The sequence below is a fragment of the Microbacterium sp. Leaf159 genome, assembly GCF_001423615.1.
Lineage (GTDB): Bacteria > Actinomycetota > Actinomycetes > Actinomycetales > Microbacteriaceae > Microbacterium.
In genome coordinates, this window is record NZ_LMOU01000001.1 from 1433926 (window position 1) to 1457689 (window position 23764).

19 protein-coding genes are annotated in these 23764 nt (G+C 67.7%); 2 read left to right on the forward strand and 17 right to left on the reverse strand.

Features of this window, described 5'->3' with window-relative positions; all coding sequences use genetic code 11:
- Window position 1: 1 nt before the first annotated feature.
- The 6 genes from ASF80_RS06855 to ASF80_RS06880 form a co-directional block, all read right to left on the reverse strand.
- Window positions 2–979, reverse strand: a complete 978-nt coding sequence (locus ASF80_RS06855; protein WP_056309182.1) for a class I mannose-6-phosphate isomerase — start codon at window positions 977–979, stop codon at window positions 2–4.
- Window positions 976–2172: an ADP-dependent glucokinase/phosphofructokinase gene (locus ASF80_RS06860; protein ID WP_157520988.1), complete on the reverse strand. Its 1197-nt coding sequence runs from the start codon at window positions 2170–2172 to the stop codon at window positions 976–978. The genes ASF80_RS06855 and ASF80_RS06860 overlap by 4 nt, the downstream gene beginning before the upstream one ends.
- Window positions 2173–2202: 30 nt before the next feature.
- Window positions 2203–3066, reverse strand: a complete 864-nt coding sequence (locus tag ASF80_RS06865; protein ID WP_056309186.1) for a ketose-bisphosphate aldolase — start codon at window positions 3064–3066, stop codon at window positions 2203–2205.
- Between the two features lie 45 nt (window positions 3067–3111).
- A complete protein-coding gene (locus ASF80_RS06870; RefSeq protein WP_056309188.1) occupies window positions 3112–3957 on the reverse strand; it encodes a carbohydrate ABC transporter permease in 846 nt (281 codons plus the stop codon).
- A gap of 2 nt (window positions 3958–3959) precedes the next feature.
- A complete protein-coding gene (locus ASF80_RS06875) occupies window positions 3960–4883 on the reverse strand; it encodes a carbohydrate ABC transporter permease (protein WP_056311886.1) in 924 nt (307 codons plus the stop codon).
- 82 nt (window positions 4884–4965) lie between these two features.
- The gene (locus ASF80_RS06880) at window positions 4966–6261 is read right to left on the reverse strand and encodes an ABC transporter substrate-binding protein (RefSeq protein WP_056309190.1); all 1296 of its coding nucleotides are present in this window, start codon (window positions 6259–6261) and stop codon (window positions 4966–4968) included.
- A gap of 250 nt (window positions 6262–6511) precedes the next feature.
- Here ASF80_RS06880 and ASF80_RS06885 point away from each other — a divergent pair, with 250 nt between their 5' ends.
- Window positions 6512–7315, forward strand: coding sequence for a DeoR/GlpR family DNA-binding transcription regulator (locus tag ASF80_RS06885; RefSeq protein WP_056309192.1), 804 nt, complete (start codon window positions 6512–6514; stop codon window positions 7313–7315).
- Between the two features lie 93 nt (window positions 7316–7408).
- Here the strand turns inward: ASF80_RS06885 and ASF80_RS06890 are convergent, their stop codons facing one another.
- The 3 genes from ASF80_RS06890 to ASF80_RS06900 form a co-directional block, all read right to left on the reverse strand.
- A complete protein-coding gene (locus tag ASF80_RS06890) occupies window positions 7409–12046 on the reverse strand; it encodes an ExeM/NucH family extracellular endonuclease (protein ID WP_056309194.1) in 4638 nt (1545 codons plus the stop codon).
- A 235-nt stretch (window positions 12047–12281) separates the two neighbouring features.
- Window positions 12282–13034, reverse strand: coding sequence for an SURF1 family protein (locus ASF80_RS06895; RefSeq protein ID WP_082488357.1), 753 nt, complete (start codon window positions 13032–13034; stop codon window positions 12282–12284).
- 58 nt (window positions 13035–13092) lie between these two features.
- Complete coding sequence (locus tag ASF80_RS06900) at window positions 13093–14208, reverse strand: GuaB3 family IMP dehydrogenase-related protein (protein ID WP_056309199.1); 1116 nt, start codon at window positions 14206–14208, stop codon at window positions 13093–13095.
- Between the two features lie 76 nt (window positions 14209–14284).
- Between ASF80_RS06900 and ASF80_RS06905 the strand changes: the two genes are divergently transcribed.
- The gene (locus ASF80_RS06905) at window positions 14285–15367 is read left to right on the forward strand and encodes an FAD-dependent oxidoreductase (protein WP_056309202.1); all 1083 of its coding nucleotides are present in this window, start codon (window positions 14285–14287) and stop codon (window positions 15365–15367) included.
- A gap of 8 nt (window positions 15368–15375) precedes the next feature.
- On the opposite strand, the gene ASF80_RS06910 is transcribed toward ASF80_RS06905, so the two are convergent.
- From ASF80_RS06910 to ASF80_RS06940, 8 genes are all read right to left on the reverse strand, one after another.
- Window positions 15376–17064 (reverse strand): ABC-F family ATP-binding cassette domain-containing protein, encoded by a 1689-nt coding sequence (locus tag ASF80_RS06910; protein ID WP_056309203.1) that lies wholly within the window; start codon window positions 17062–17064, stop codon window positions 15376–15378.
- 74 nt (window positions 17065–17138) lie between these two features.
- Window positions 17139–18914 (reverse strand): sensor histidine kinase, encoded by a 1776-nt coding sequence (locus ASF80_RS06915; protein ID WP_056309205.1) that lies wholly within the window; start codon window positions 18912–18914, stop codon window positions 17139–17141.
- A complete protein-coding gene (locus ASF80_RS06920; protein WP_056309207.1) occupies window positions 18911–19258 on the reverse strand; it encodes a response regulator transcription factor in 348 nt (115 codons plus the stop codon). Before ASF80_RS06920 ends, ASF80_RS06915 begins: the two co-directional genes overlap by 4 nt.
- Complete coding sequence (locus tag ASF80_RS19085; RefSeq protein WP_164481739.1) at window positions 19255–19398, reverse strand: hypothetical protein; 144 nt, start codon at window positions 19396–19398, stop codon at window positions 19255–19257. Before ASF80_RS19085 ends, ASF80_RS06920 begins: the two co-directional genes overlap by 4 nt.
- Window positions 19395–20882, reverse strand: coding sequence for a glycosyltransferase family 2 protein (locus tag ASF80_RS06925; RefSeq protein WP_056309208.1), 1488 nt, complete (start codon window positions 20880–20882; stop codon window positions 19395–19397). The genes ASF80_RS19085 and ASF80_RS06925 overlap by 4 nt, the downstream gene beginning before the upstream one ends.
- A complete protein-coding gene (locus tag ASF80_RS06930; RefSeq protein ID WP_056309211.1) occupies window positions 20882–21598 on the reverse strand; it encodes a PHP domain-containing protein in 717 nt (238 codons plus the stop codon). Before ASF80_RS06930 ends, ASF80_RS06925 begins: the two co-directional genes overlap by 1 nt.
- Window positions 21595–22584: an ATP-grasp domain-containing protein gene (locus tag ASF80_RS06935; protein WP_056309213.1), complete on the reverse strand. Its 990-nt coding sequence runs from the start codon at window positions 22582–22584 to the stop codon at window positions 21595–21597. The genes ASF80_RS06930 and ASF80_RS06935 overlap by 4 nt, the downstream gene beginning before the upstream one ends.
- Window positions 22584–23627 (reverse strand): response regulator, encoded by a 1044-nt coding sequence (locus ASF80_RS06940; RefSeq protein WP_056309215.1) that lies wholly within the window; start codon window positions 23625–23627, stop codon window positions 22584–22586. The genes ASF80_RS06935 and ASF80_RS06940 overlap by 1 nt, the downstream gene beginning before the upstream one ends.
- Window positions 23628–23764: the final 137 nt, after the last annotated feature.

Consider the following 23764-nt stretch of genomic DNA (forward strand, 5'->3'; position numbering starts at 1 on the left):
GTCAGGGTGCGGGTGGACGCGCCACGAGCAGTTCGCCCGCGCCTGTCGCCGCGAGCGCTCCGGCAGCGTGGGGCACGAGCAGGGTCGAGCCGCGGCGGAGTCGCTGCGCCCCGATCTCGACATCACCGTCGTTCACGATCACGATCGAGAAACCGCGTCCGATGACGGTGGAGCCGTCGACGGGGATCCGTTCGAGGCGGAAGTACTCGTCGGCAGCACCAGGAAGGGCGGAGCCCGATGCGGGGGCGGTCGTGATCAGCGCGTCGAGGTCCGTCGCCGATCGTGCGGTCGTGGTGACCGCGGCGAGCGCGAGGTCGAAGCCGAGACCGAGATGGCCGACCGCCGCCCCGTCGATCGCGAAGTCTCCCCACTCGAGAAGGATCGACAGGTCTTCCGGCTGCTGCAGCTCGAGCAGCAGCACGCCGGCGCCGATCGCGTGCAGCTCGCCCGGCGGCACCCAGACCACATCTCCCGCGGCGACCTCGATCTCATGCAGCAGACCGAGCAGCGTCGTCGCGTCCTGTCGCTCGACGAGAGCGGCCAGATCGGCTGCCTCGACGTCCTGCCGCAGGCCGATGTGCACAGTGCCGCCCTGCAGGATGTACCAGGCCTCCGCCTTGCCGTGCGCGCGGCCGAGATGCGTCGCCGCGAAGTCGTCGTGCGGGTGCGCGTGCACGGGCAGCCGCTGCCCGGCATCCAGAAGCTTCACGAGCAGGCGGGTGTCCGCACCCCACCGTGCGACGTGGTCGTCTCCCAGCCAGGCGACAGGGTCCCGCTCGATCGCGTCACGCAGCACCCGTCCGTCCGGGAGCGTGGTGAGGCCGAGCTCGGGCTCCCCGTTGACCGTGGTCGTCGAGCCGATCCAGTCCTCGGGTTCCCGCGGAGCGGCGCCGTCTTCGCCGCGGAAGGCGCTGATGCGTGCGCCACCTCGGTAGAAGCGCTCGGCGGGTCGATTCGACGGCAGCGGGATGGGATTCATACGTTCTCCTTCGATCGCACGGCTCCGGCGAGGAAGCCCCCGACGAACGTGTCTCCTAGGCCCACGGTGGTCGGGGCGGGGACGTCGAGCGAGAATGCCGCGACACCCACGGCATCCGGGAGCGCCGCCTCGACGGCCGACACCAGGGCCTCCCCTCCCCCATGCCTGGGCATCGACGACGTGTGCTCGACGTCGTCCGACGTCACGCCGTCGCCCACCCGATAGCGGGTCGCGGCGACGACGACGGCGCTGTCGAGGGCTGCACGGTGCCGAGCGGCATCGGGCCCTGTGGCGATCGCCCAGTAGCGGGTGTGCACCACCAGCGCGCGAGCGGGGATGATCATGTGCGCCTCGCGGAGGGCGCGGATGACGTCGGACTGATCCAGCAGGTTCACGGCCCGGCCGAGGTACTCCTGCAGCTCGTCCTCGTTCATGCCGTAGACGTCGATCTGCGGCAGCAGCCGGGTCCGAACGGTCTCCGCGAAGCCTCGCGTGTAGAAGCCCGCGTCCTCGTAATAGACGAGAGCATCGCCCGGGAGGCTCGACATCGCGCGCTGCACCTCGATGAGCCGCTGTTCGAGCAGGTCGTGATCCTGCATCGTGTTGAAACCCGAGACGAGGAAGACGCCGGCGTCCGACAGAGATGCCGGCAGATCGGCCGAGAGGAGCATCCGCCGGTTGGGCGGGTCGTTCGCGAAGATCAGCCGGTTGGGGGCGGGCGACAGCACCTCTCCGTCCGTGAGGCGCACGTGCGCGCCGACCGGATACTGCACGATCAGATGCGGGTCGAGGGTGTCCTCGGTCGCCGAGCAGATGTACGAGATCGACTCGGGCAGCAGCCGACGGACGTTGTCGTCGATGCTCACCAGGTGCTGCACGCTCGCGATGCCGAGGGCGTCGAGCACGAGCCCCGCCCGCACACCGGTGCCACCGAGCGTGACCGCGTACTCGAAGTGCGACACGAAGTCCTCGATCACCTCGGACGAGGCGACGAATCGCTCAGCACCCGTTCCCGAGGCGACGAAGGCCAGCACCGCCACCAGCAGCGAGCGTTCGTCGGTGATCGGCGCCGTGGTCGTGAGCTCGTGGCGCCGCACGCCGTGCGCGTGCGCCAGCCTGTCGAACACCGATGAGTCCCACCTGAGCTCATAGTCGACGGTGCCGCCGAGTCCGAGTACGAGCGTTCTGTCCACGTCGCCGATCATCCTCCCGAAGTCCGCGGTTCAGTACAGCGTTGCCTTGCCGTCTGCGCCGAACAGGTCGATCTTCTCAGCAGCCGTCACCTTCATGGCTTCGAGCGCCGCCGGCTGGATCGCGTTCGGCTCGCGCAGACGCTCGTCGGTGCCGAGCACCTCGCGCATGCGGTTGTGGTACGAGACCTTGATGTCGCTGGAGATGTTGATCTTGTTGACGCCCAGTTCGACCGCACGACGCAGTTCGGCGTCCGGGTTGGACGATCCGCCGTGCAGCACGAGCGGGATGCCGATCGCGGCCTTGATCTCCTCGAGCAGATCGTGACGCAGCTCGGGGTTCTTGTCACTCGGGTAGAGGCCGTGCGAGGTGCCGATCGCGATCGCCAGGCTGTCGACCCCGGTCTCCTCGACGAAGCGCACGGCGTCGGCGGGATTCGTGTAGATGATCTCGGCCGCACCGGACTCGCCGTAGCTGTCGTTCGCGCCGATCGTGCCCAGCTCACCCTCGACCTGGATGCCCACCGCGTGAGCCGCGTCGACGACCTTGCGGGTCAGCGCGACGTTCTCGTCGAACGGCAGCAGAGAGGCGTCGATCATGACCGAGGTGAAGCCCGCCTTGATGGCCGTGATGATCTGCTCGTAGCTTCCGCCGTGGTCCCAGTGGATCGCGACGGGCACGCTCGACCGGTGTGCGCGGGAGTGCATCGCCGCGATCAGGTCGGTAGTGATGTGAGACACCTCATCGGGGTGGATGGCGATGATGACCGGAGCGGCCTTCTCTTCACTGATGTCCATGATCCCGTTGAACATCGCCCAGTCGCTGATGTTGAACGCCGGGATGGCGAAGTTGTTCTCATTGGCGACATCGAGGATGGATTTGCCGGTGTAGAGCACTTGATTCTCCTGTTTCGTGGTGGTCGTTGATCCGTCGGCACGACGTCAGCTCTTCACGGACCCCGCCGTGAGACCGCTGATGAAGTACCGCTGGAAGATGAGGAAGAGGATGAGCACGGGGATGGATCCGAGCACGCTCATCGCCATGATCTGGTTCCACTCGTACGAGTGCTGCCCCATGAGCAGCTGGATGCCGATGGGCACCGTGCGCATGTCGATCGTGCGGGTGAGCGTCAGCGCGAACAGGTACTCGTTCCACGCGATCATGAAGGTGTAGATGCCGACGGACACGATGCCCGGGATCGAGATCGGCACCAGGATGCGCCACAGGGCGGTCATGGAACCTGCGCCGTCGACGCGGACGGCCTCGTCGAGCTCCTTCGGCAGGGTGTTGAAGTAGCCGGTCATCATGATGATCGCGTAGGGCAGCGTGAACACCATGTAGGTGAGGATCAGCCCGAGGTACGAGTTGTAGAGCCCGAGCGCCACCATCAGCCCGAAGTACGGGATCAGCAGAGTGATCGGCGGTACGGCCTGCACGCTGACGATCACGACGTTCAGGATGCGCTTGCCGCGGAAGTCGAAGCGGCTGAACGCGTACGCCGCCTGGATGGCCACGAGCAGCGTCAGGATCGTGACGGAGCCGGCGACGACGTAGCTGTTCAGGAAGAACCGCATCGTCTCGGGGTTCGTGAAGATCGCGATGTACGCGTCGAACGAGAACGTGTCGGTGACCAGCCGAGGCGGAAGCTCGAAGATCTGGGTGTTCGACTTGAACGAGCTCGAGAGCATCCAGAGCACCGGGCCCGCGGCGAACACGGCACCGAGGATCAGGCCGATCATCACGCCGGTCCTGGCGACGCGACGCTGGTTCTGAACGGTGAGAGCCATGATCAGTCCCTCGCTTTCTGGTGACGGACGTAGAAGACGGCGAGCACCATCGACATGAGCAGGACCAGCACCGCGGAGGTCGCGGCGAGCGAGAAGTCGTACTTGGCGAAGGCGAGCTTGTAGGTGAAGGTGCTGAGCACCTCGGTCACGTCGATCGGTCCGCCGCCGGTGGTCATCCAGATGAGGGCGAACTGCTGAGAGGTCCAGATCAGATCGAGCAGCACGAGGCTGATGATGATGGGGCGCAGCTGCGGGACGGTGACGTTCCAGAACCGCTGCACCGCACCCGCGCCGTCGACGGTCGCAGCCTCGTTCAGCTCGTTGGGGATGCCCTGGAGACCGGCCAGCAGACTGACCATGAAGAAGGGGTACCCCGCCCAGATGTTGATGAAGATGATGGTCCCGAGCGCGAGCTGCGGCGAGGCGAGCCATTCGATGTCGGTGTTGAGCAGGAAGTTCACGACGCCGTTCGGGGCGAGGAGCATGCGCCAGAGCACGGCGATCACGGCGACCGTGAAGAGCCACGGCAGCACGTACAGGGCCCGGAAGAAGGAGCGCGAGAAGCGGCCGAGCAGCGGACTGTTCAGCATCATCGCGAAGGCGAGACCGAGCACCAGGTGCGCGACCACGCTGGTCACCGTGAAGAGGATCGTGTTGCCGGTGGCCTTCCAGAAGCGCGGGTCCGACAGGATCTCGACGTAGTTGCCGATGCCGACGAACTCGGGCGACTTGTTCAGGATCACGTTGTCCTGGAAGGAGTAGCCGATCACCATGACGATCGGCACGATCATCAGGACGAAGAGCAGGATGATGGTCGGCGAGAGGAAGGCGTACGACTCGGTGGTCTTGCGCAGCTGCCGCCGGCGACGCGACATCGCGACCCCGGTGACGATCACCTCGGTGTCGTCGGATGTTCTCAGACTCATGGGAAGCATGGCTCCTTGGTTGGTCGGGTGCCGCATCGCATCGGTCGCGATGCGGCACCCCGTTCATTCGGGAAGCGAGAGGTCAGAACTCCGCTTTCCAGCTCTCCTGCGCCTTCTTGAGCGCGTCGTCGATCGACTGCTGCCCGTCGAAGGCCGACTGCAGCTGCTCGCCGAGCTGACGCATCAGCTCCTCGGCGACCGGAAGTCCGGTGAACTCGTTCGCCGGGTATCCCGCCTGGTAGATGTCGAACGCCTGCTTGAACAGCTCGTCATCGTTCACGAAGTCGGGGACCGACTTCGAGTTGCCGGGGAAGGCCTTGGCCATGGTCGAGAGCTCCGAGTTGGTCTGCTCGCTCATCAGGAACTCGACCAGCTTGAACGCGGCGTCCTTGTGCTCCGAGTTCTCGGCCACGCCGATGCCCCAGGATGCGTAGGGGATGCCCCGTTCGCCGTCGTAGCCGTCCTCGGCAGGAAGCGCCGAGATCGAGAACTTCAGGTCGGGGTTCGTCTCACGGATCAGGTTGATGTGCGCGAGCGAGTCGATCATCATGCCGACGCGGCCGTTGGTGAACTCCTCGACCTTGTCCTGCTCCTTCATGGTGAAGGAACCGGAGGCGATCGAGCCGTCATCCCACATGCCGCCGATGAAGTCGACCGCCGAGGTGACATCGCCGTTGGTCAGATCGGGCTGACCGTCCTTGAGCATCGATCCTCCCGATGCCCATACCCACGACATGACGTCGTTCTGCACACCGTTCGGCGCTTCGAGGGAGAGCGGGAGAACCCAACCCGAGACGTCGCCGCCGAGGGCCGAGACCTTCGATGCCGCATCCGCGAACTCCGTGCGTGTGGTCGGCGGGGCGGAGACGCCCGCGTCGGCCAGCAGCGTGTCGTTCGTGAACATCGGGTAGACGAAGTTCACGACCGGGATCATGTACGTGCTGCCGTCGACCTGGATCTGGCTCGCCAGTTCGCTGTCGTCGTAGTCGTTCTCCTTCATCAGAGCGGTCAGGTCGGCGATGACGCCCTGCGAGGCGAAGTCGTTGACCCACGCGCCGTCGAGGCCGACGACGTCCGGCATGGTGCCGGATGCCGCTCCTGCGAACAGCTGCTCCTTGGTCGATGCGTACGGCCCGCTCACGAGCTTGACGGTGATGCCCGGGTTGGCGTCTTCGAACTCGTCGATGAGCGCCCGGAACTCACCGTCGGGGAGCTCGGGCTCCCACCACTGTGCGAACTCGATGGTGACGTCTCCGCCATCGGATCCATCGGTTCCGCTGTCGCCTGCCGCGCAACCTGCCACGGCCAGGACTGTCACGGCTGCTGTCGCTGCGCCGGCGAGCTTCAGAATGCGTCGCCCTCGCCCCACTGTGATCATCACTTCTCCTCTTCGAGATCGTGCCGCACACGCGCTTCGATGCTTGTTCGTGCGGTTTTGAGCCATGTTATGCCGACATTTGCAGGAACGTCAAGCACTTATCTGCATTTGCTCACACATGTAACTACAGATTTCATGACTGTATCCTTGTTTTCCTGGCGAATACCACCGTGATCAGATCGGAACGCTGGATGCCGTTATCTGCCGAAGTCTGCCGACTTATCTGCGCAAATGTGCTAGAGATGTCTGCATGGAAGCAACCGCACCGTCGCCGAAGCGCCGACTCCCCGCGGGCCGGAAGGCCGATCTCGCCGCCTATGTCGAGCAGATCGGAGAGGTCACCGTCGGAGGTCTCGCCGAGCACTTCCACGTGTCCATCGACACGATCCGGCGAGATCTCGACCAGCTCGATCGCGAGGGCGTCGTCATCCGCACGCACGGGGGCGCAGTCAGCGCCGAAGGCCAGCTGAAGGATCGCGCGCTCGATGTGCGCCTGCGGATGCAGACCGAGGAGAAGGAGAAGATCGCGCGCCTCGCCGCGGGCCTGATCGACGACGGCGCCGTCGTCATGCTCAACGCCGGGACCACGACCCTGGCTCTCGCCCGCGCCCTGCGGAACCACCGCGACCTCACGATCGCCACGAACAACCTGCGGATCCCTGCGGAGATCTCCCCCTCCGCCTTCCGCGACCTCTATGTCTTCGGCGGAGCGGTGCGGGCGATCACTCAGGCCACGACCGGGCCCGTCACCTTCACGATGACGCCAGGCGGGCCCGAGGTCGACATCCGGTGCGATCTCGCGCTGATCGCTGTCGGAGCGATCGACGAAGCAGGGTTCTCGACGTCGAACATGGGTGACGCGAACATGATGTCCGAGATGATCCAGCGCGCCGAACGCACCGCGATCCTCGCCGACTCCTCGAAGTTCGGCCGCCGCCTGTTCGCGCAGGTCACGACCCTCGATCGCGCGGACTACCTGGTGACCGACACTCCCCCGGAATCCTCCTTCGCGGCCGCTCTCGCGCAGGCCGAGGTCGAGGTCATCTCCGCCTGACCGGGTCTGACCACTCGCACGCACGACGAAGGCCGCCGGGAGAGCTCCCGACGGCCTTCGCCCCTGTCATACCTGCGTCATACGCCCGAGGGCTCAGAACCACCCGTTCAGGAGATCCCACAGCCAGTCGAGGATGTCGCCGATGATGCCGCCGATCCCGCCTGCGCGGTTCACGGTGACGGTGGCGGTGGCCTCGTCTCCGTCGGCCTGAGCGACCGCGACGGTGTACTTGCCCGGCTGCGTGCTCTTCGGCACGGTGACCGAGGTCGAGAACGTGCCGTCGTTCTTGACCAGGACGGTGCCGACCTCGGTGGCCGCACCCTTCTTGGGTCGCAGCTCGACCGTCACGGTCTCACCGGGCTCGTAGCCCTCACCGGTGATCTTCAGCTTCTTTCCTGCGGTCACCTTCGAGGATCCGAGGTCGATGGAACCCGCGAACTCCGCCGGTTCCTCACCCGCGATCGTGAACGGCACCTGCACCGTGGTGCCGGTACCTGCGACGGCGACGGTGAGCAGCTGCTCGCCGAAGACGCCCGAGGGAACCGTGAAGCTGAGCGACGCGCGCCCCGCCTCGTCGGTCGTGTCGACGATCGTCGGATCGACGGCCCCTGCGGCGAGCTGCGTGCCGCCGAGCGACAGCGTCACCTCACCGGGCGCCTGCTCGCCCGCGCTGAACGCCAGCGACGAGAGCGCGACCGTCACCTGGTCGCCGGCGCTGTAGCCGTCGGCATCCGGCGCGCTGACCGAGACACCCACGGCACGCTGTGCGAGGTCGGGGGTCGCGGTCTTGTTGGCGTCGAACCAGTCGACCATGGACTGCAGGTCGATCTTGCCGGTGTCGCGCTTGCCCGCGCCCTCCTTGAAGGTGAAGAAGTTGTCTCCACCCGCGGCGAGGAACGAGTTGGCTGCCACCGTGTAGTTCGCCGCCGGATCGATCGCGGTGCCGTTGAGCGTGATCGACGTGACCCGCGAGCCCTGCGCTGCGGCGGGGTCGTACGTGTAGACGAGCCCCTCCGAGACGCCGAGCTTGAGGAACGGGCGAGCGGAGCCTGCCGGCTGCCACTGCTCCTCGAGAACGCCCTTCAGCTGAGCGCCGGTGAGCGTCAGTGTCACCAGTGTGTTGGCGAACGGCTGCACCGTCGCCGCCTCACGGTATGTCACGTTGCCGTTCGGGTCGTTCGCGTTCGACGAGGCGTACGTCAGGTTGGCACGGATGCCGCCCGGGTTCATCAGCGCGATGTCCGCGCCGGTGGACCATTTCTGCACGTCGGCCACGAAGTTGCCGATGGTGGACTCGCCACCGCGGTTCTCCGACCCGTTCGTCTGGCGAGCGCGGTTGAAGTCGGCGGTGATGTCTCCGACCTTCACCGCACCGAGAACGTCCGCCTCGGCCTTCGCCTTCGCGACGATGTCGGCCACCTCCGGAACGGCCGGGTAGAGCGGCTGACCTGCGGCGGTGAGCGGCTTGATCTCATTCGTGATCGAGATCAGATCCTTGGTCTTCGGATCGACCTGCAGGTTCATGAGACCCAGGTTCTCGCCGTACTGCCCAGCCGAGACGACCGGGCGGCCGTCGATGACGTGGTTGTACGCGAGGTGGGTGTGCGCCGACACGATCGCGTCGACGTCCTCATCGACCCCGTAGACGATCTCACCCAGGGGCGAGTCGGGGGTGATGCTCGACAGTTCGACGCTGGACGCACCCTCGTGGACGAGGAGGATGACGACGTCCGCCTCACCGTTGGACGGATCTCCGTCGCGCAGGTCGTCGGCCACGGCGTTCACCGAGTCGACGATGCTGCGCACCTCGAGGTCAGCGATCCCCTCCGGGGACACCAGCGAATCGAGGTCCTCGGTCACCGCTCCGACGAAGCCGACGCGCACGCCGTCGAGTTCCTTGACCCAGGCCGGGGCGAGCGCGGGCTCGCCGGTCTCGGTCACGAACACGTTCGACGAGATGTACTCCCAGTCCGCGCGGTCCTGCACGCGGTCGCGCAGGTCCTCCCAGCCCTGGTCGAACTCGTGGTTTCCTGCCGCGCTGACGTCGAGTCCTGCAGCGTTGAGCGCATCGATCGTCGGGTTGTCGTCGTTGATGAACGAGGTGAACGTCGACGCGCCGATCAGGTCGCCGGCTCCGGCGAAGATCGTGTTCGGGTTCTCCTCGCGGAACTGCTTGACGGCTCCAGCGACCACTGCGGCACCGGCGGCGGCGCCGTCGGCCTCGATCCGACCGTGGAAGTCGTTGATCGTGACGATGTCGATGCTCACCGGGGGGATCTCGGACGAGACGCCGACGATGATCGGGTCGTGGTCGCTCGAGCGGAACGGCGTACCCGCCTCGGTGGCGCCGAACGCGTACCCGCGGTCGCTCCACTCCGGAGAGTTGATGCTCCACACACCTGCACCCGTGATCGACGCGGCCAGCGACGGGGATGCCAGCACGTGGTCGAGCGATCCGAGCTCGCCGTCGAACGTGTAGGTGTGCTGGTCGGGGGCCTTCTCGCGAGCGACGTCACTCCACCCCGCCGTCGTGAAGACCTCGATCGGGTCTTCCTTGGCGTAGGCGTTGAAGTCGCCGATCAGCAGGATGTCGCTGCTGCCGGTCGTCTGCTCGATCTCCTCGGTGAAGCCCTTGAGCGAGTTCGCCTGCGTGACGCGATCGGCGTTGAAGAAGCCCTGGCCGTCGGCCGGCTCCGCTCCACCGCCCTCGGGTGCAGACTTCGACTTGAAGTGGTTCGCCACGACCGTGACGACGCGGCCGTCGATGTCGAACGCCTGAGCGATCGGCTCGCGGGCGTTGCCCCACACGGTCTCGTCGGTCACGGTCAAACTGTCGCCCACCGTCTCGACGGCATCCTTCTTGTAGATGATCGCGCTGGTGATGAAGTCGGTGGTGGCCGAATCGTTCAGCTCGTCGGGAGTGCGGACATAGTCCCACTCGTCACTGCCGAGCGCGTCGTTGAGCCCGTCGACCAGATCGGCCAGCGCCTCGTCGAGCGAGCCGCCGAGCTTGATCGAGTTCTCGATCTCCATGAGCGACACGATCTCGGCGTCGAGTCCGTTGATCGCCGCGACGATCTTGGACTTCTGGATCTCGAACTGAGCCGCGTTCGCCGCACCCCGAGCGTTCGAGTTCTCGCTCTTGAGCGTCGTGAAGTAGTTGAAGACGTTGAACGACGCGACCTGCACGTCGCCGCCCACCGTCGGCGCCGTGTCGGAGCGCGGGTTCGTCGCCGCGAAGCCCACCTTCAGGTCGTCGGACGAGGTGTTGTCGATGGGCACCACCGGCTGCAGACGCCAGTCGTCGAAGCCGTACTGCAGCACGTAGCCGTTGTCGCTGAAGTCGACGGTGTCGCCGTTGCGGACGACGAGGTCCTTCGTGAAGTAGGGCTGGTCGTTCGGGTGACCGCTGTTCGTGACCTGGATCGACCAGCCGTCGTCGAGGAGGATGCGGTTGGCGCGGTTCGCCGCGGCGATCGCCACCGCCTCGTCGCCGGGGCGGACGGTCTCGGTGTTCTTGACGTTGAGGTCGGCACCGGCGTTCAGCCAGAGCGCTCCGAAGTTGTAGAGCTGGTGGCTCGATGCGACGCGGTATGTGCCGGCGGGTGCGACGTACATGTTCTCGTACTGCTCGCGGTCCGCACCTTCGACCGAGTCGGGAAGCGGCGTGAGCGCGGGAACCCCGACGCCCGCCTGCACCACGGAGATGCCGGACAGAGCCGCGGGGTTGATCTGCGTCTGGCCGAAGTACTCGCTGACCGATCCCGTGACCGAGACGAGGTCGCCGATCTCGAGGGTCGGAGCCAGCGCGTTGAGGAAGACGAAGACGCCGTCGGACGCACCGGGCGTCGCGTCGGTCTCGCCGCCGGACCCCTGGGTCTGGATGACGATGCCCTTGTAGCCGCCGGTGCGGTAGTCGGCCGTGACCACGCCCTCGACCGTGACGGTCTGACCGTTCAGCGGCGAGACGTCGGTCGTGCCCTGCACCTCGGCGATGGAGACCGCCGTCGGGTCGGGCTCGGGCTCCGGGTCGGGGTCGGGCACCGTGCCGGTGTTCTGCGGCGTGATGGTCGCCGAGAGGCTGAAGTCCGCCCTGTTGTCGTCGGTGTCCTTGCCGTCGGTGCGGTTGAGCGACTTGACGTCGGTGTTGCCGGTGGGCGGCGTCGCCGCCGTGGTCTCGAAGGTGTTCGAGGTGCCGTAACCGAGAACGTCGATCACTCCGTCGGCACCCGTGATCGAGCCGGGGGCAAGCGTGACAGCCGCGGTGCCGTTCACGAGGGCGAGTGTGCCGTTGGTGCCGCTCGGGTTGAGGGTGCTCACCGCGTCGGCTGCCGGCAGAGCGGCGCCGTTGGCCCCGTTGCTGCCGGCCTGCACGAGGTAGTGGCCGCCCGCCGGGATGACTCCGGTCAGCGGCGCGACGCCGTTGGAGCCGCCCGTTCCCGTCGCCGATCGATACTGCAGCGAGAGTCCGTCGAGGGTGACGGGTGCCGCGGTCGGGTTGTAGAGCTCGACGAACTTGTTCGTGAAAGCCGCGCCTGCGCTACCTCCGGACAGGTACGCCTCGTTGATGACCACCCCCGTCCCTGCGACGTCGGCGGATGCGGGCGCTGCGATCAGGGCGCTGGCGCCGAGAGCTGCGACGCAGGTGGCGGCGAGGACGCCGAGACGCCCCCGACTTCTGCGATCTGACCCCGGAACCTCGCGGTTCACGGCGTCGGGAGCGGACATCATCTGTGTTGTCTCCTCGGGTATCGTCTGGCGACGGCTCTCGTGAAACCGTGGCTGCGCGCTCTCAGCTGACGCACATGTGAGCGAGCATACGGAGGCCCTCGGACAACCTCAACGGAGTTTTCCGATTGGTAACCAAGCCCTCACCGAACGTCGGAAACGACCCCTGACGAAGGTGGAATATCGCGTGCATCCGCGCTCGGATGCGCATGGTGCTCCGCGCAGACGCGCGTCGGGATCAGACCGACTCGCCCGCCACGGCGTCCTCGAATTCCTCGACCTCGCGCTCCCAGGCGTCCTTCGCGAGTCGGTACCAGAGGTAGAACGCGAAACCCGCGAAGATCGCCCACTCGACCGCGTAGAAGATGTTGAGCCAGTTCACCGGGGACTGCTCCTCCGGAGCCGGCGACGAGATGTCCGTCAGGCCGGCCGCAGCCGTCGTCGACGCGAGGTACGGCCGATACACGTCGAGCTGATCGACGTCGTGCCAATGGCTGAGCAGCGCGGCGGTGGACATCTTGTCCATGCGCTGCGGGTCGTCCTTGGGCGGCACAGCTGGGCCTTCATCCGAGATGAGGCGTCCGGTGATCGAGGCTTCCGCCTCGCCCGCGTTCAGCTTCTCGACGGCGTCATCGGCGACGGCACGGTCGGCCGTCCAGCCGATCGCCACGGCGATCGAGGTGCGATCGGCGACCCGCAGCTGACCGGTGACCCAGTAGCCCTCGACGTCGTCGTTGAAACGGCTCGACACCACGAGGAAGTCATCCGGAACCCAGGTGCCCGACGTCTCGACCTTCTGACCGACGAGCGGCTCGGGCAGGTAGACGCCCGGCTCGACCACATCGGTCAGCGGACGCACCTCCTCGGTCGCTCCGGCGGGCGGAGGGTCGGTCTCGATCGCGCGCTCCAGCTGCCACTGACCGAGCCAGGCGAAAACGCCGGCGACGACCAGGCACAGCACGAGCATCCCGATCCAGCGTCCCCGGAGCATGACCTCGCGAAGGGTCGGCGGGAACAGTGCGGGTGAAGTCACGGTGACGAGCGGAGCCTCAGGCCTCGTAGGGTGCGAGGACGACCTCGACCCGCTGGAACTCCTTGAGGTCGGAGTATCCGGTGGTGGCCATCGACTTGCGGAGCGCGCCGATCAGGTTCGCCGTGCCGTCGGCGACGGGTGCGGGACCGTAGAGGATCTCCTCCAGGGTGCCGATGCCGCCGACCTCGACGCGGCGACCGCGCGGGAGCTTCGGGTGGTGCGCCTCGGGGCCCCAGTGGAATCCGCGGCCGGGTGCGTCCGTGGCGCGAGCGAGCGCGACACCGAGCATGACGGCATCCGCTCCCATCGCGAGCGCCTTGACGATGTCGCCGGACGTGCCGACCCCGCCGTCGGCGATCACGTGCACGTAGCGTCCGCCCGACTCGTCGAGGTAGTCGCGACGAGCGGCCGCGACGTCGGAGACGGCCGTGGCCATCGGCGCGTGGATGCCGAGGGTGGCGCGGGTGGTCGATGCCGCTCCCCCGCCGAAGCCTACGAGCACGCCGGCAGCGCCCGTGCGCATCAGGTGCAGTGCGGCCGTGTAGGTGGCTGCTCCGCCGACGATCACAGGCACGTCGAGGTCGTAGATGAACTTCTTGAGGTTCAGCGGCTCGTCGACGCTCGACACGTGCTCGGCCGAGACCGTCGTGCCGCGGATGACGAACAGATCGACGCCTGCAGCGGCGACGGTGTCGTAGAACTCCTGCGTGCGCTGCGGGGTCAGGGAGCCTGCGACGGTCACACCGGCCTCGCGGATCTCGGCGAGGCGCTGCGTGATGAGCGCGGGCTTTATCGGCTCGGCGTAGAGCTCCTGCATCCGCACCGTCGCCTGGCCCTCGTCGAGGCCGGCGATCTCGGCGAGCAGCGGCTCGGGGTTCTCGTACCGGGTCCAGAGGCCCTCGAGGTCGAGCACACCCAGGCCGCCGAGCTGCCCCAGCATGATCGCCGTCTGCGGACTCACGACGGAGTCCATCGGGGCGCCCAGCACCGGGATGCCGAAGCCGAAGGCGTCGATCGTCCAGGCGGTCGACACATCCTCAGGGTTGCGCGTGCGCCTCGACGGCACCACCGCGATGTCGTCGAACGTGTACGCGCGTCGCGCGCGCTTGCCTCGGCCGAGCTCGATCTCCATGGTCACCACTCCAGACTACCGGGCGCACGCGGAGGTGCCGACGGCTGGGACACTGGGAAGGAGGTCAGGAGGCAGTATGTCGGTGGATGCCATGGAGATCGCCGTCGTCGGAGGCGGCGTGATGGGACTCGCCACCGCGTGGGAGCTGACCAGACGCGGCCATCGGCCGGTGGTGTTCGAGCGCTTCGCGCGCGGGCATCGCGAAGGAGCCTCGCACGGAGCGACGCGCAACTTCAACAACGCCTACGACGAGGAGCACTACCTCGATCTGCTCGTCCGCGCGCGGGACGGCTGGGAGGCACTCGGCCTGGTCGACGGCGAGCCTCTGCTGCGCCTGCACGGTCTGGTCACGCACGGCGATCTCGATGTGTCCTCGGTCGAGCACCGCCTCCATGAGCGGGGCATCCACGCCGAGATCCTGTCCCCCGCCGAGGCGACGTCCCGCTGGCAGGGCATGCGGTTCGCCGATCCGGTGCTGTTCTCCCGAGACGCGGGGGTGGCCCGAGCATCCGCCGCCCTGCGGGAACTCGAGCGACGCATCGTCGACGCGGGAGGCGAGGTGCGCTGGGAGACCCCCGTCACCCGGATCGACGAGACGGATGCCGGTGTCGAACTCGTGCTCGCCGACGGGCGGATCCACGCCGAGATCGCCGTCGTCACGGTGGGCGCCTGGACCGAGAGGATGCTCCCCGGCATCCGACTTCCCCGACTCGAGGTCACCGAGGAGACGCCCGCCCACTTCCGGCCCGTCGACGGATCGGCCTGGCCGTCGTTCAACCACTACGTCGACCCCGACCGCTATCCGGCGACGGTGTACGGGATGCCGACTCCGGGCGAGGGCGTCAAGGTCGGGTTCCACCGGGTCGGCGATGTCGTCGACCCCGATGCGCGCCCGCATCTGACCACCCACGCCGATGCGCTGGCCGACTACGTGCGCGAGTGGATGCCCGGCCTCGACCCGGCATCCGCCGTCCCGATCAACTGCACCTACACCTCGACGGACGACAGCGCGTTCGTGCTCGATCGACGCGGACGGCTCGTGGTGGGCGCGGGCTTCTCGGGGCACGGGTTCAAGTTCGCACCGGGAGTGGGGGCCACCCTGGCCGACCTCGCGCTCGACCCGACCGCACTCGCGGCCGAGCCCTTCCGCCTCCCCTGAGCCGGGGCTCAGCGGGAACGCGCGACGCGGCGCTCGTCCCACACGGGGGCGCCCGCCTCGTACACCTCCCCGTCCGAGCCGAACACGAGGAACCGATCGAACGACCGAGCGAACCAGCGGTCGTGCGTGACCGCGAGCACGGTGCCCTCGAATCGCGCCAGCGCGTCCTCGAGCGCCTCCGCCGACTCGATGTCGAGGTTGTCGGTCGGCTCGTCGAGCAGAAGCAGCGTCGCGCCGGAGAGCTCGAGAAGCAGCACCTGGAACCGCGCCTGCTGCCCTCCCGACAGTGATTCGAAGGTCTGCTGAGCCTGACGCACGAGCCCGTAGCGGTCGAGCGCCGAGCTCGCGGCATCCCGCGGCATCCCCGCTCGTCGTTCGTCACCTCGGTGCAGGATCTCGAGCAGCGTGCGCCCCACGAACTCAGGGTGCGCGTGCGTCTGCGCGAACAGACCGGGAACCACCCGTGCACCGAGGACAGCTCGGCCGGAGTGCGCCACCTCGGAGAGCTGCTCCCCCGTCGAGGTCACGTGACCGAGGGTCGAGTCCGGGTCGCTTCCTCCCCGGGCCAGCAGACGGAGAAAGTGCGACTTGCCCGAGCCGTTGGATCCCAGCACGGCGACGCGATCGCCGTACCAGACCTCCGCGTCGAACGGCCGCATCAGCCCCGTAAGCTCCAGCCTCTCCGTGACGACCGCGCGCTTGCCGGTGCGCGAACCGCGCAGGCGCATGTCGAACTCCTGGGCAGGCGGCCGCTCCTCGGGCGGTCCGGCCTCCTCGAACTTGCGGAGACGGGTCTGGGCCGCCTGGTAGCGCGAGGCGAACCCGTCGTTCGCCGAGGCCTTCACCTTGAGGTTCGCGACGAGGATCCGCAGCTTCTCGTGTTGCTCGTCCCACCGCCGACGCAGCTCGTCGAGACGGTCCATCCGGTCGCTGCGCGCCTGGTGATACGTCGCGAAGCCGCCGCCATGCACCCACGCAGACGCCCCAGCGCCTCCCGGTTCGAGAGTCACGAGCCGGTCGACCGCGCGTGCGAGGAGCTCGCGGTCGTGCGACACGAGAAGCACGGTCTTCGGGGTCTGCCGCAGTTGCTCCTCGAGCCAGCGCTTGGTCGGCACGTCGAGGTAGTTGTCGGGCTCGTCGAGAAGCAGCACCTCGTCGGGGCCGCGCAGCAGCGCCTCGAGCGCGAGCCTCTTCTGCTCACCTCCCGAGAGCGTGGTCAGCTCACGGAAGCGCGCGCGGTCGTAGGGCACTCCGAGAGCTGCCACCGTGCACTGGTCCCAGATCGTCTCGTGCTCGTATCCGCCGGCGTCCGCGTACTCGGCGATCGCCGTCGCATACGCCATCTGGGTGTCGTGCTCATCCCGCTCGATCAGCGCGTTCTCGGCTGCTTCGAGCGCTTCCGCCGCCTGGCGGATCCGTCGCGGCGCGACGCGCACCAGCAGCTCGTGAACGGTCTGGCCTGCTTCGCCGTGTCCGACGAACTGATCCATCACTCCGAGGCCGCCGTCGATCGTGACGACACCGGAATCGGCCGCCTGATCACCGCGGATGATCCGGAGCAACGTCGTCTTGCCCGCACCGTTCGGTCCGATCAGAGCGCTCGTCGAACCGGAACCGACGCGGAACGTCGCGTCGTCCAACAGCGGTCTGCCGTCGGGGAGGGTCAGCGAGACCCCAGCTACATCGATATATCCCACCGTGCGTGGCCGTCCTTCCGCCCGCATGGCGAGCCGACCAGGCTATCAGGAAGCGGGCCGGTGGTCGATCGCACCTACCGGACGACCTGGATGGCCTCCGTGCGAGGAGCGGCGGGAAGGAGCATCCGGAACTCGGTGCCGACGCCCTCCTTGCTCGTCACGTCCATGGATCCGCCGTGGGCGAGCATGATCGCCCGGGTGATCGTGAGCCCGAGCCCCACCCCGGGGACCGCGTTCTGCGTCGCCGTCGATGCGCGGAAGAAACGTGTGAACAGCATTCCCTGCTCGTCTTCGGGGATCCCGACGCCGGTGTCCCTGACCGCGAGCTCGACCGCTCCGTCGAGCATCCGCACGCTCGCCGTGACCCGCCCGCCGGAGCCCGTGAACTTGATCGCGTTCGAGAGGAGGTTGTCGAGCGCCTGACCGATCCGCCCCGCGTCGATCGACAGACGCACAGGAGCGGTCGGCACCTCGGCGACGATCTCGATCCCCTCGCGCTGCGCATGGGGTCCGGCGGACTCCACGGCATTGCGTACGAGCTCGACGACGTCGGCCTCTCGGCGCTCGAGCGGGAACCTGCCGGACTCGACCTGAGCGGTGAAGAGGAGGTCGCCCACGAGGTTGAGGAGCCGCTGCGCATTGCGCTCGATGATCCCGACGAACTCCTGCTGATCGGTCGTGAGCGGCTGCGCCGGGTCGTTCTGCAGCAGATCGAGGAATCCGATGATCGCGCTCAGCGGCGTGCGGAGCTCATGCGAGATCATGCCGACGAACTCGTCCTTCATGCGCGCGACCTCGACCGCCCTGGTCTCGTCGGTGATCACGAGCAGGTAGCCGTGCCGAGAGCCGTCCGAGTCCTGGTACGGCGACACCGTCATGCGCGCGGGCACAGAGGATCCGCCGACCGTCGTGACGTCGATGTGCGAGTCGACCGACAGCCCCGAGTCGGCCTCGTCGAACAGCGCCCGCAGCCCGGGGTGCAGTCCGTCCTCGGTGCGCTCCGCACCCTGCGGGGCGAACTGCGCGAGCACCGTCGGCTCGAAGAACCGGTCGACACGCACCTCGGCGAGCGCCTCGCGCACGGGCATGCCCAGCAGACGCACGGCGCCGGGGTTCCATGCGCTGATCGTGCCGCAGTTGTCGGTGGCGATGACCGCCTGCCCGGTGATCGAGTTCCACAGGCTCGTGAACGACTCCGAGAGGCCGCGGTACTGCTGCTCGCTGGCGCTGAGCTTCTCGAGCATCGCCTGGTTCGCGACGAGTGCGGCCGTCCGCTCGGCGACGAGAGCCTCGGCCTGCGATGTGCGCAATCGCTGCAGTCTGGACAGCTCGTTCACGATCGCGCCCACCGTCGCGAAGACGAGGGGCCCGATGATGCCGCGCAGCCAGGCGGCAGAATCCTCGGGCGGATCGATGATGTTCGGCATCAACAGCGCGATCGACGTGAAGATCCCGACGATGAAGACCTGCCTGCGACCGGGAGACGCGGCGATCCAGATCACGGGCAGGAGGACGAGAGAGGAGAAGAGCGAGGAGGCGGCGCCGGTTCCTGCGCGCAACGCGCCGATGCCGAGGAGGTCGATGATGGGGACCAGCATCACGACCCAGCCGTCGTACACGCCTCGCGCGGACAGGACAGCGGCGAGCGCGGTCACGACAGCGACCGCGAGGATGCCGGAGACGGCGACGACGGCGTCGGTGACCGGAACCCCGGGGATCGCCCACATCAGGAGAGCGGCGATCCCGACCGCGATCGCCGTGGGTCCCTGCTTCATCAGCGGAGTGGGATTGTCGAAGTACTTTCGCCATCCCCGCTCCATCGACGCCTGCACGACGTTCGTCGTGGTCATCGCGCCACGCCTCGGAGCAGTCGACGCAGATCGGCTCCGACGATGGGCTTCGGCAACGCCGCATCGGCATCCGGATAGTCGGCGACGTCCAGCACCGAACTCACGATCAGGAAGCAGTCGGGGAACCGGTCACGCACCTGGCGGGCGCACTCCTCGCCGGTGATGCCCGGCAGCAGGAGGTCGATCACCGCGACAGCCGGGTTCATCCCCGCAAAGGCGGCGATCGCGGTCTCGGCGTCCATCGCCGCGAACACATCGAATCCCTCACGGTCGAGATACCGCTGCAGGAGATCCATCTGATCAGCGCTGTCCTCGACGACGAGGGCCAGCGGCCGCGCGCTCATCGCAGGAACAGCTCTCGCACGATGACGATCACGACGACGATGCCGAGGGCGAGGAGCGCCTGCGGGATGAGGCGCTTCTCGCGACGGGCGTCCGTCGCGATCTCCTCCTCCTCGGCGCTGCGCGAGGGTGCTTCGGTCATGAGTCGACCCGTCCGATCTTCTCGGTCTTGATCCATGCGGCGTCGGCGTGACGCCATTCCTTGATGTACGAATCGACGGTGATGGCGCAGAGCAGCGAGCCGTATCCGCACACGTACAGGAGCAGCCCGGCGAAGAACCGTCCGCCGGGGAGCGGCTCGACGGTGCGCGCGAGCCAGATGCCGAGCATCGAGATCGGGCCCCAGAGGTAGAAGATGACCGCCCACGTGATTCGGGTCTGGTCGGTGACCGCGAGTCCGAGCTCGCTCAGCCCCGCGTCGAACAGCCAGGGGAAGAGGGCTATGGCCATCAGGATCAATGCACCGAGCCCCGGGAACATCAGCGCTTCACGCCACGACTGACGCCCGATCCGCGGATCCAGCTGCACCGCATAGAGCATCGAGAAGAGGTAGATGCAGGCGGCCGCGATCCACATGAAGCGGAACACGAACTCGGCGATGTCGCTGTGCAGGACCAGCAGCACGAGAAGGGCGGATGCCGCGAGGATCATGAAGGCCGGGAGGAGCAGGATCGTGAACCACGCGAGCCCGAACGAGAAGCTCCCCAGATTGTGCACCCGGCTGGGGCGGAACCACAGCGTGCGATAGATCGACGTCAGTTGCACGTTGCCTCGCGCCCACCGCAGTCGCTGCTTCCAGAGGCTGTCGATCGTGCGGGGCTCCTCGGCGAGAACGACCGCGTGCGGCTCGAAGACCATGCGCCGGCCGGCGAGCTGCCCCTCGAACGTCGTCATGGTGTCCTCGGCGAGCGTGCCGGTCGGGATTCGACCGCCGATCGCCTCGAGGTTCGCGCGCGAGTGCAGCTGCGCACCGCCGGCGAGGCAGGCGATCGCGCCGCCCACGTTCTGGGTCCGGCGCGCCGAGAGCTGGCCGATCACGTACTCGATCGCGATGAAGCGCGTCAGATAGTTGCGGTCTCGGCTGCCCTCGGCGATGTACGCGGTGACCGCCCCGACCTTCTCGTCGGCGAGGTGCCTGCTCATCTTGCGCAGCGAGTCGCGCGCGAAGATGACGTCGGCGTCCATGATCAGCACGGCCTCGGTCCACTCATCCGCGAGGACGATCTCGAGACCGTGGTTCAGCGTGTGCGCCTTGCCCTGGCCGCCCTGGTCGCGGCGCAGATGCACGACGCGACCGGGGTACGCCTGGGCCTTCGCCGCCACGACCGCGGGGGTGTCGTCGGTCGACGCGTCATCGATCACGAAGATCCGGAGTCGATCCGCCGGATACTCCAGCTGCGTCAGTCGGTCGATCGCCTGGCCGAGCACCAGGCCCTCGTTCCAGGCGGGGATCAGCACGGCGATGCGAGGGTGATACGGAGCGGCCTTGCCGTAGTGATTGCGGAACGCGTGCAGGGGCAGCACGAGGAACTGCAGGCCCGTGTTGACGACGGGAAGCGTGCCGACGAACACGCAGATCAGCAGGATGACGACCACGACGGTCTCGACCCAGGTGAGCTCCGGCATCAGCGCTGCGCCTCCCGCTCGCCCAGGAGCTCGGCGACGCGTGAATAGCGACCCACCTCGGACGCCACGTGGCTGTCGGTGGAGGCGACGAGCTCGGCTCCCGCATCACGCAGGGCATCGAGCAGGGGGATGCCGGGACACCCCCACTTCTCGTTCACCTCGACCATCGTGTCGGTCTCTGCGGCGGCCTTCGCCCAGGCGGCGACCCGTTCCGCGCCGAGGTCGCCTTCGGCCAGCCCGATCTTCGGGAGGAGGGAGAAGCAGTGCGCCAGCTGGTTGCCCGGGTGGCGGCGCATGGCGGCGATCAGCGCGGACACCAGCTGGTCGAGTGCATCCTCCGTGCCCCAGCCGGCGGCGATCCGCTCGCGCACGGCACTCGGGCTGAGCGGCCCCTCGACGCCCGGGAACTGGTGGTCGGCGATCAGGATGCGATCGATCCCCGCGGGCAGCACGGGGATGTCGAGCGCGCCCGAGGCATCCAGGATCTTCGCCTCCACGCCGGTCAGGACCGTGAGCCCCTCGGGAACGCGCAGGGCGCGCACCGCGCTGAGGTACTCGGGCACCCATGTGGTGGTGCTGCGGACGTGATCGACGAGGCGGAGCGTCTCAAGACCCGCGACGGATGCTGCCGTGACGTTCTCGGCGAGCGTCGAGACGGCATCGTCCGAGAACGTCGAGTGGACGTGGTGATCGCCTCGCAGCAGGGCGTGGGTCACAGCTCCTCCTGATGCCCGGCGTGCGCGGACACGAGCACCTCGTCGACCTCGACGATGATGTCTTCGAGGAAGCGCACGGAGGCGACCTCGCGGAACGGGATGCTCGTGGGGATGTCGCGCCCGAGGAACAGGTCCGCGACGAGCGAGGGGATGTCCACCCCTGCCGCGATGGTGAGCGGAAGCGCTCCGGGGAACCGCGGGTTGACCTCGAGCAGCACGGCCCGCCCCTCGCGGTCACGGCGGAGCTGCACGTTGGCGACGCCGACGAGACCGATGGCCCGCGCGATGGCAGCGGCGGTCTCTTCGAGCTCCGGGTCGTGTACGGTACGGCCGGCGATCGCCACACCCGAGTCGACTCTGGCGCGGGTGCGGGGTACGGCGGCGACCACGGTTCCGGCGGCGTCCGCGATCACGTCGACCGAGTATTCCTCGCCCGGGAGGTAGTCCTGGACGATGAGTCCTTCATCCAGCGGCAGCGATTCGAGCGCCGCGCGATCGGGCACCATGCGGATGCCCCGGCTGCCCGCGCCCTGACGGGGCTTGGCGAAGACCGGGAACTCCCAGTCGACGGCGGCCGCGTCAGCCCCGGCGAGCACCGTGCGCGGAGTGCGACCGGTGGACTCGCAGCGTTCGGCGAGCAGCAGCTTGTCGAGCGCCACCGAGAGCGTGTCCTGGGACGGAGCTGCGAGCACGGCGGGCGCGAGGTCGTCGCGGCGGCCGGCCAGCGCGATCAGCTCGACGTCGACGGTCGAGATCACGAGGTCGAGCCGGTCCTCGGTCACCATCCGCGAGATCGCCGGCACGAAGTCCTCGTCTCGACCGGGCGGCACGAGACGACGATGCGTCGGGGGCACCAGGTAGATGCCGCTCGCCCAGCCGTCCATGTCGGCGGCGAAGACCTCGAGGTCGGAGCGACGCAGGAGGGAGCGGATCACGGCGACTCCGGCGGGGCCTCCCGCGCCGGTCACCAGTACGCGTGCAGACATCAGCTCTCCCGCCGTGCGAGTTCGTGGGCGCCGATGAACTCGGCGGTCTCGCGCACGACCTCGAGCGGCTCCACGGCCACTCCCCCGCCGAAACGCGACCAGTATCGGGCGGTGGCGGTCACGAAGTCGGGCTCGAGGTAGTCCCGCATCGCGGTCTGCGAGGCGAAGCACTCGAGCAGCCGGAGCTTCTGAGGGAGGTCCTGGTCGATGCGGACGAAGCGAGTCGGCCGGAAGTCGATCGTCGACGAGGGGCTCTGATAGCAGGCAACGGTGCCCACCCGCCTGGTGGCGGCGATCGTCGCCTCGCTCACAGCCCGGTGGTCCTGGTGGCGGTCATGACTGGAGTGCGTGTAGACGATCGTCGGTCGCACCTCCTGCACGACTTCCTCGATCAGACGCACCGTCGCGCCGCCGCCGGAGATCTCGGTGTCGACGAGGTCCTTCAGGAAGAGGCGGGCGCCCAGCATGTCGGCGGACGCCAGCGACTCGTGCTGACGACTCTCGGCGTCTCCTCCGCGTGAGCCGCGAGAGAGGGTCAGCACCGTGATCGAGTCGCCTGCGCGTGCGTGAGCGGCGAGGATGCCGCCGACGCCGATCTCGACGTCGTCGGGGTGAGCACCGATCGCGAGAACCACCTCCCGCGAGCGGTTCGCCTCGCGTCGGGCGCGCCCCTCGGCCGCGAGCCGTGCGACAGCCTCGACCAGTCGAGCGTTGTCGAGCGGCTTGGTCAGGAACTCGTCCGCCTGCGCTCGCAGTGCCGAGACGGCGTATTCGACCGAGACGTGCGCGGTCATCACGATGACCGGGACGAGCGGATCCTTCCGGCGGAGTTCCGCGAGGAGCTCGAGTCCGTCGAGACCGGGCATCTCGATGTCGGTGACGACGACGTCCGGAGTGAAGAGTGCGAGGCGTTCGACGGCTGCGAGGCCGTCCTCGGCGACCACGACTTCGCAGCCGGCCCGCCTCTCGAGCACGGTCTTGACGAGCAGGGCGACGTCAGGGTCGTCGTCGACGACCAGGACGCGGGGTGCATCCTGAGGCATATCTGCAGCTCTCAATGGGGAGGTTCCCTGCCGGTCATGCTCCGGCAAGCGGCTCGCGACGCCCTTCGCGTCAGGAGCCCGAGGAAAATCGAGCGGGTATCCCTAAATACTGGCATACCGAGTCATCACCGGATGCG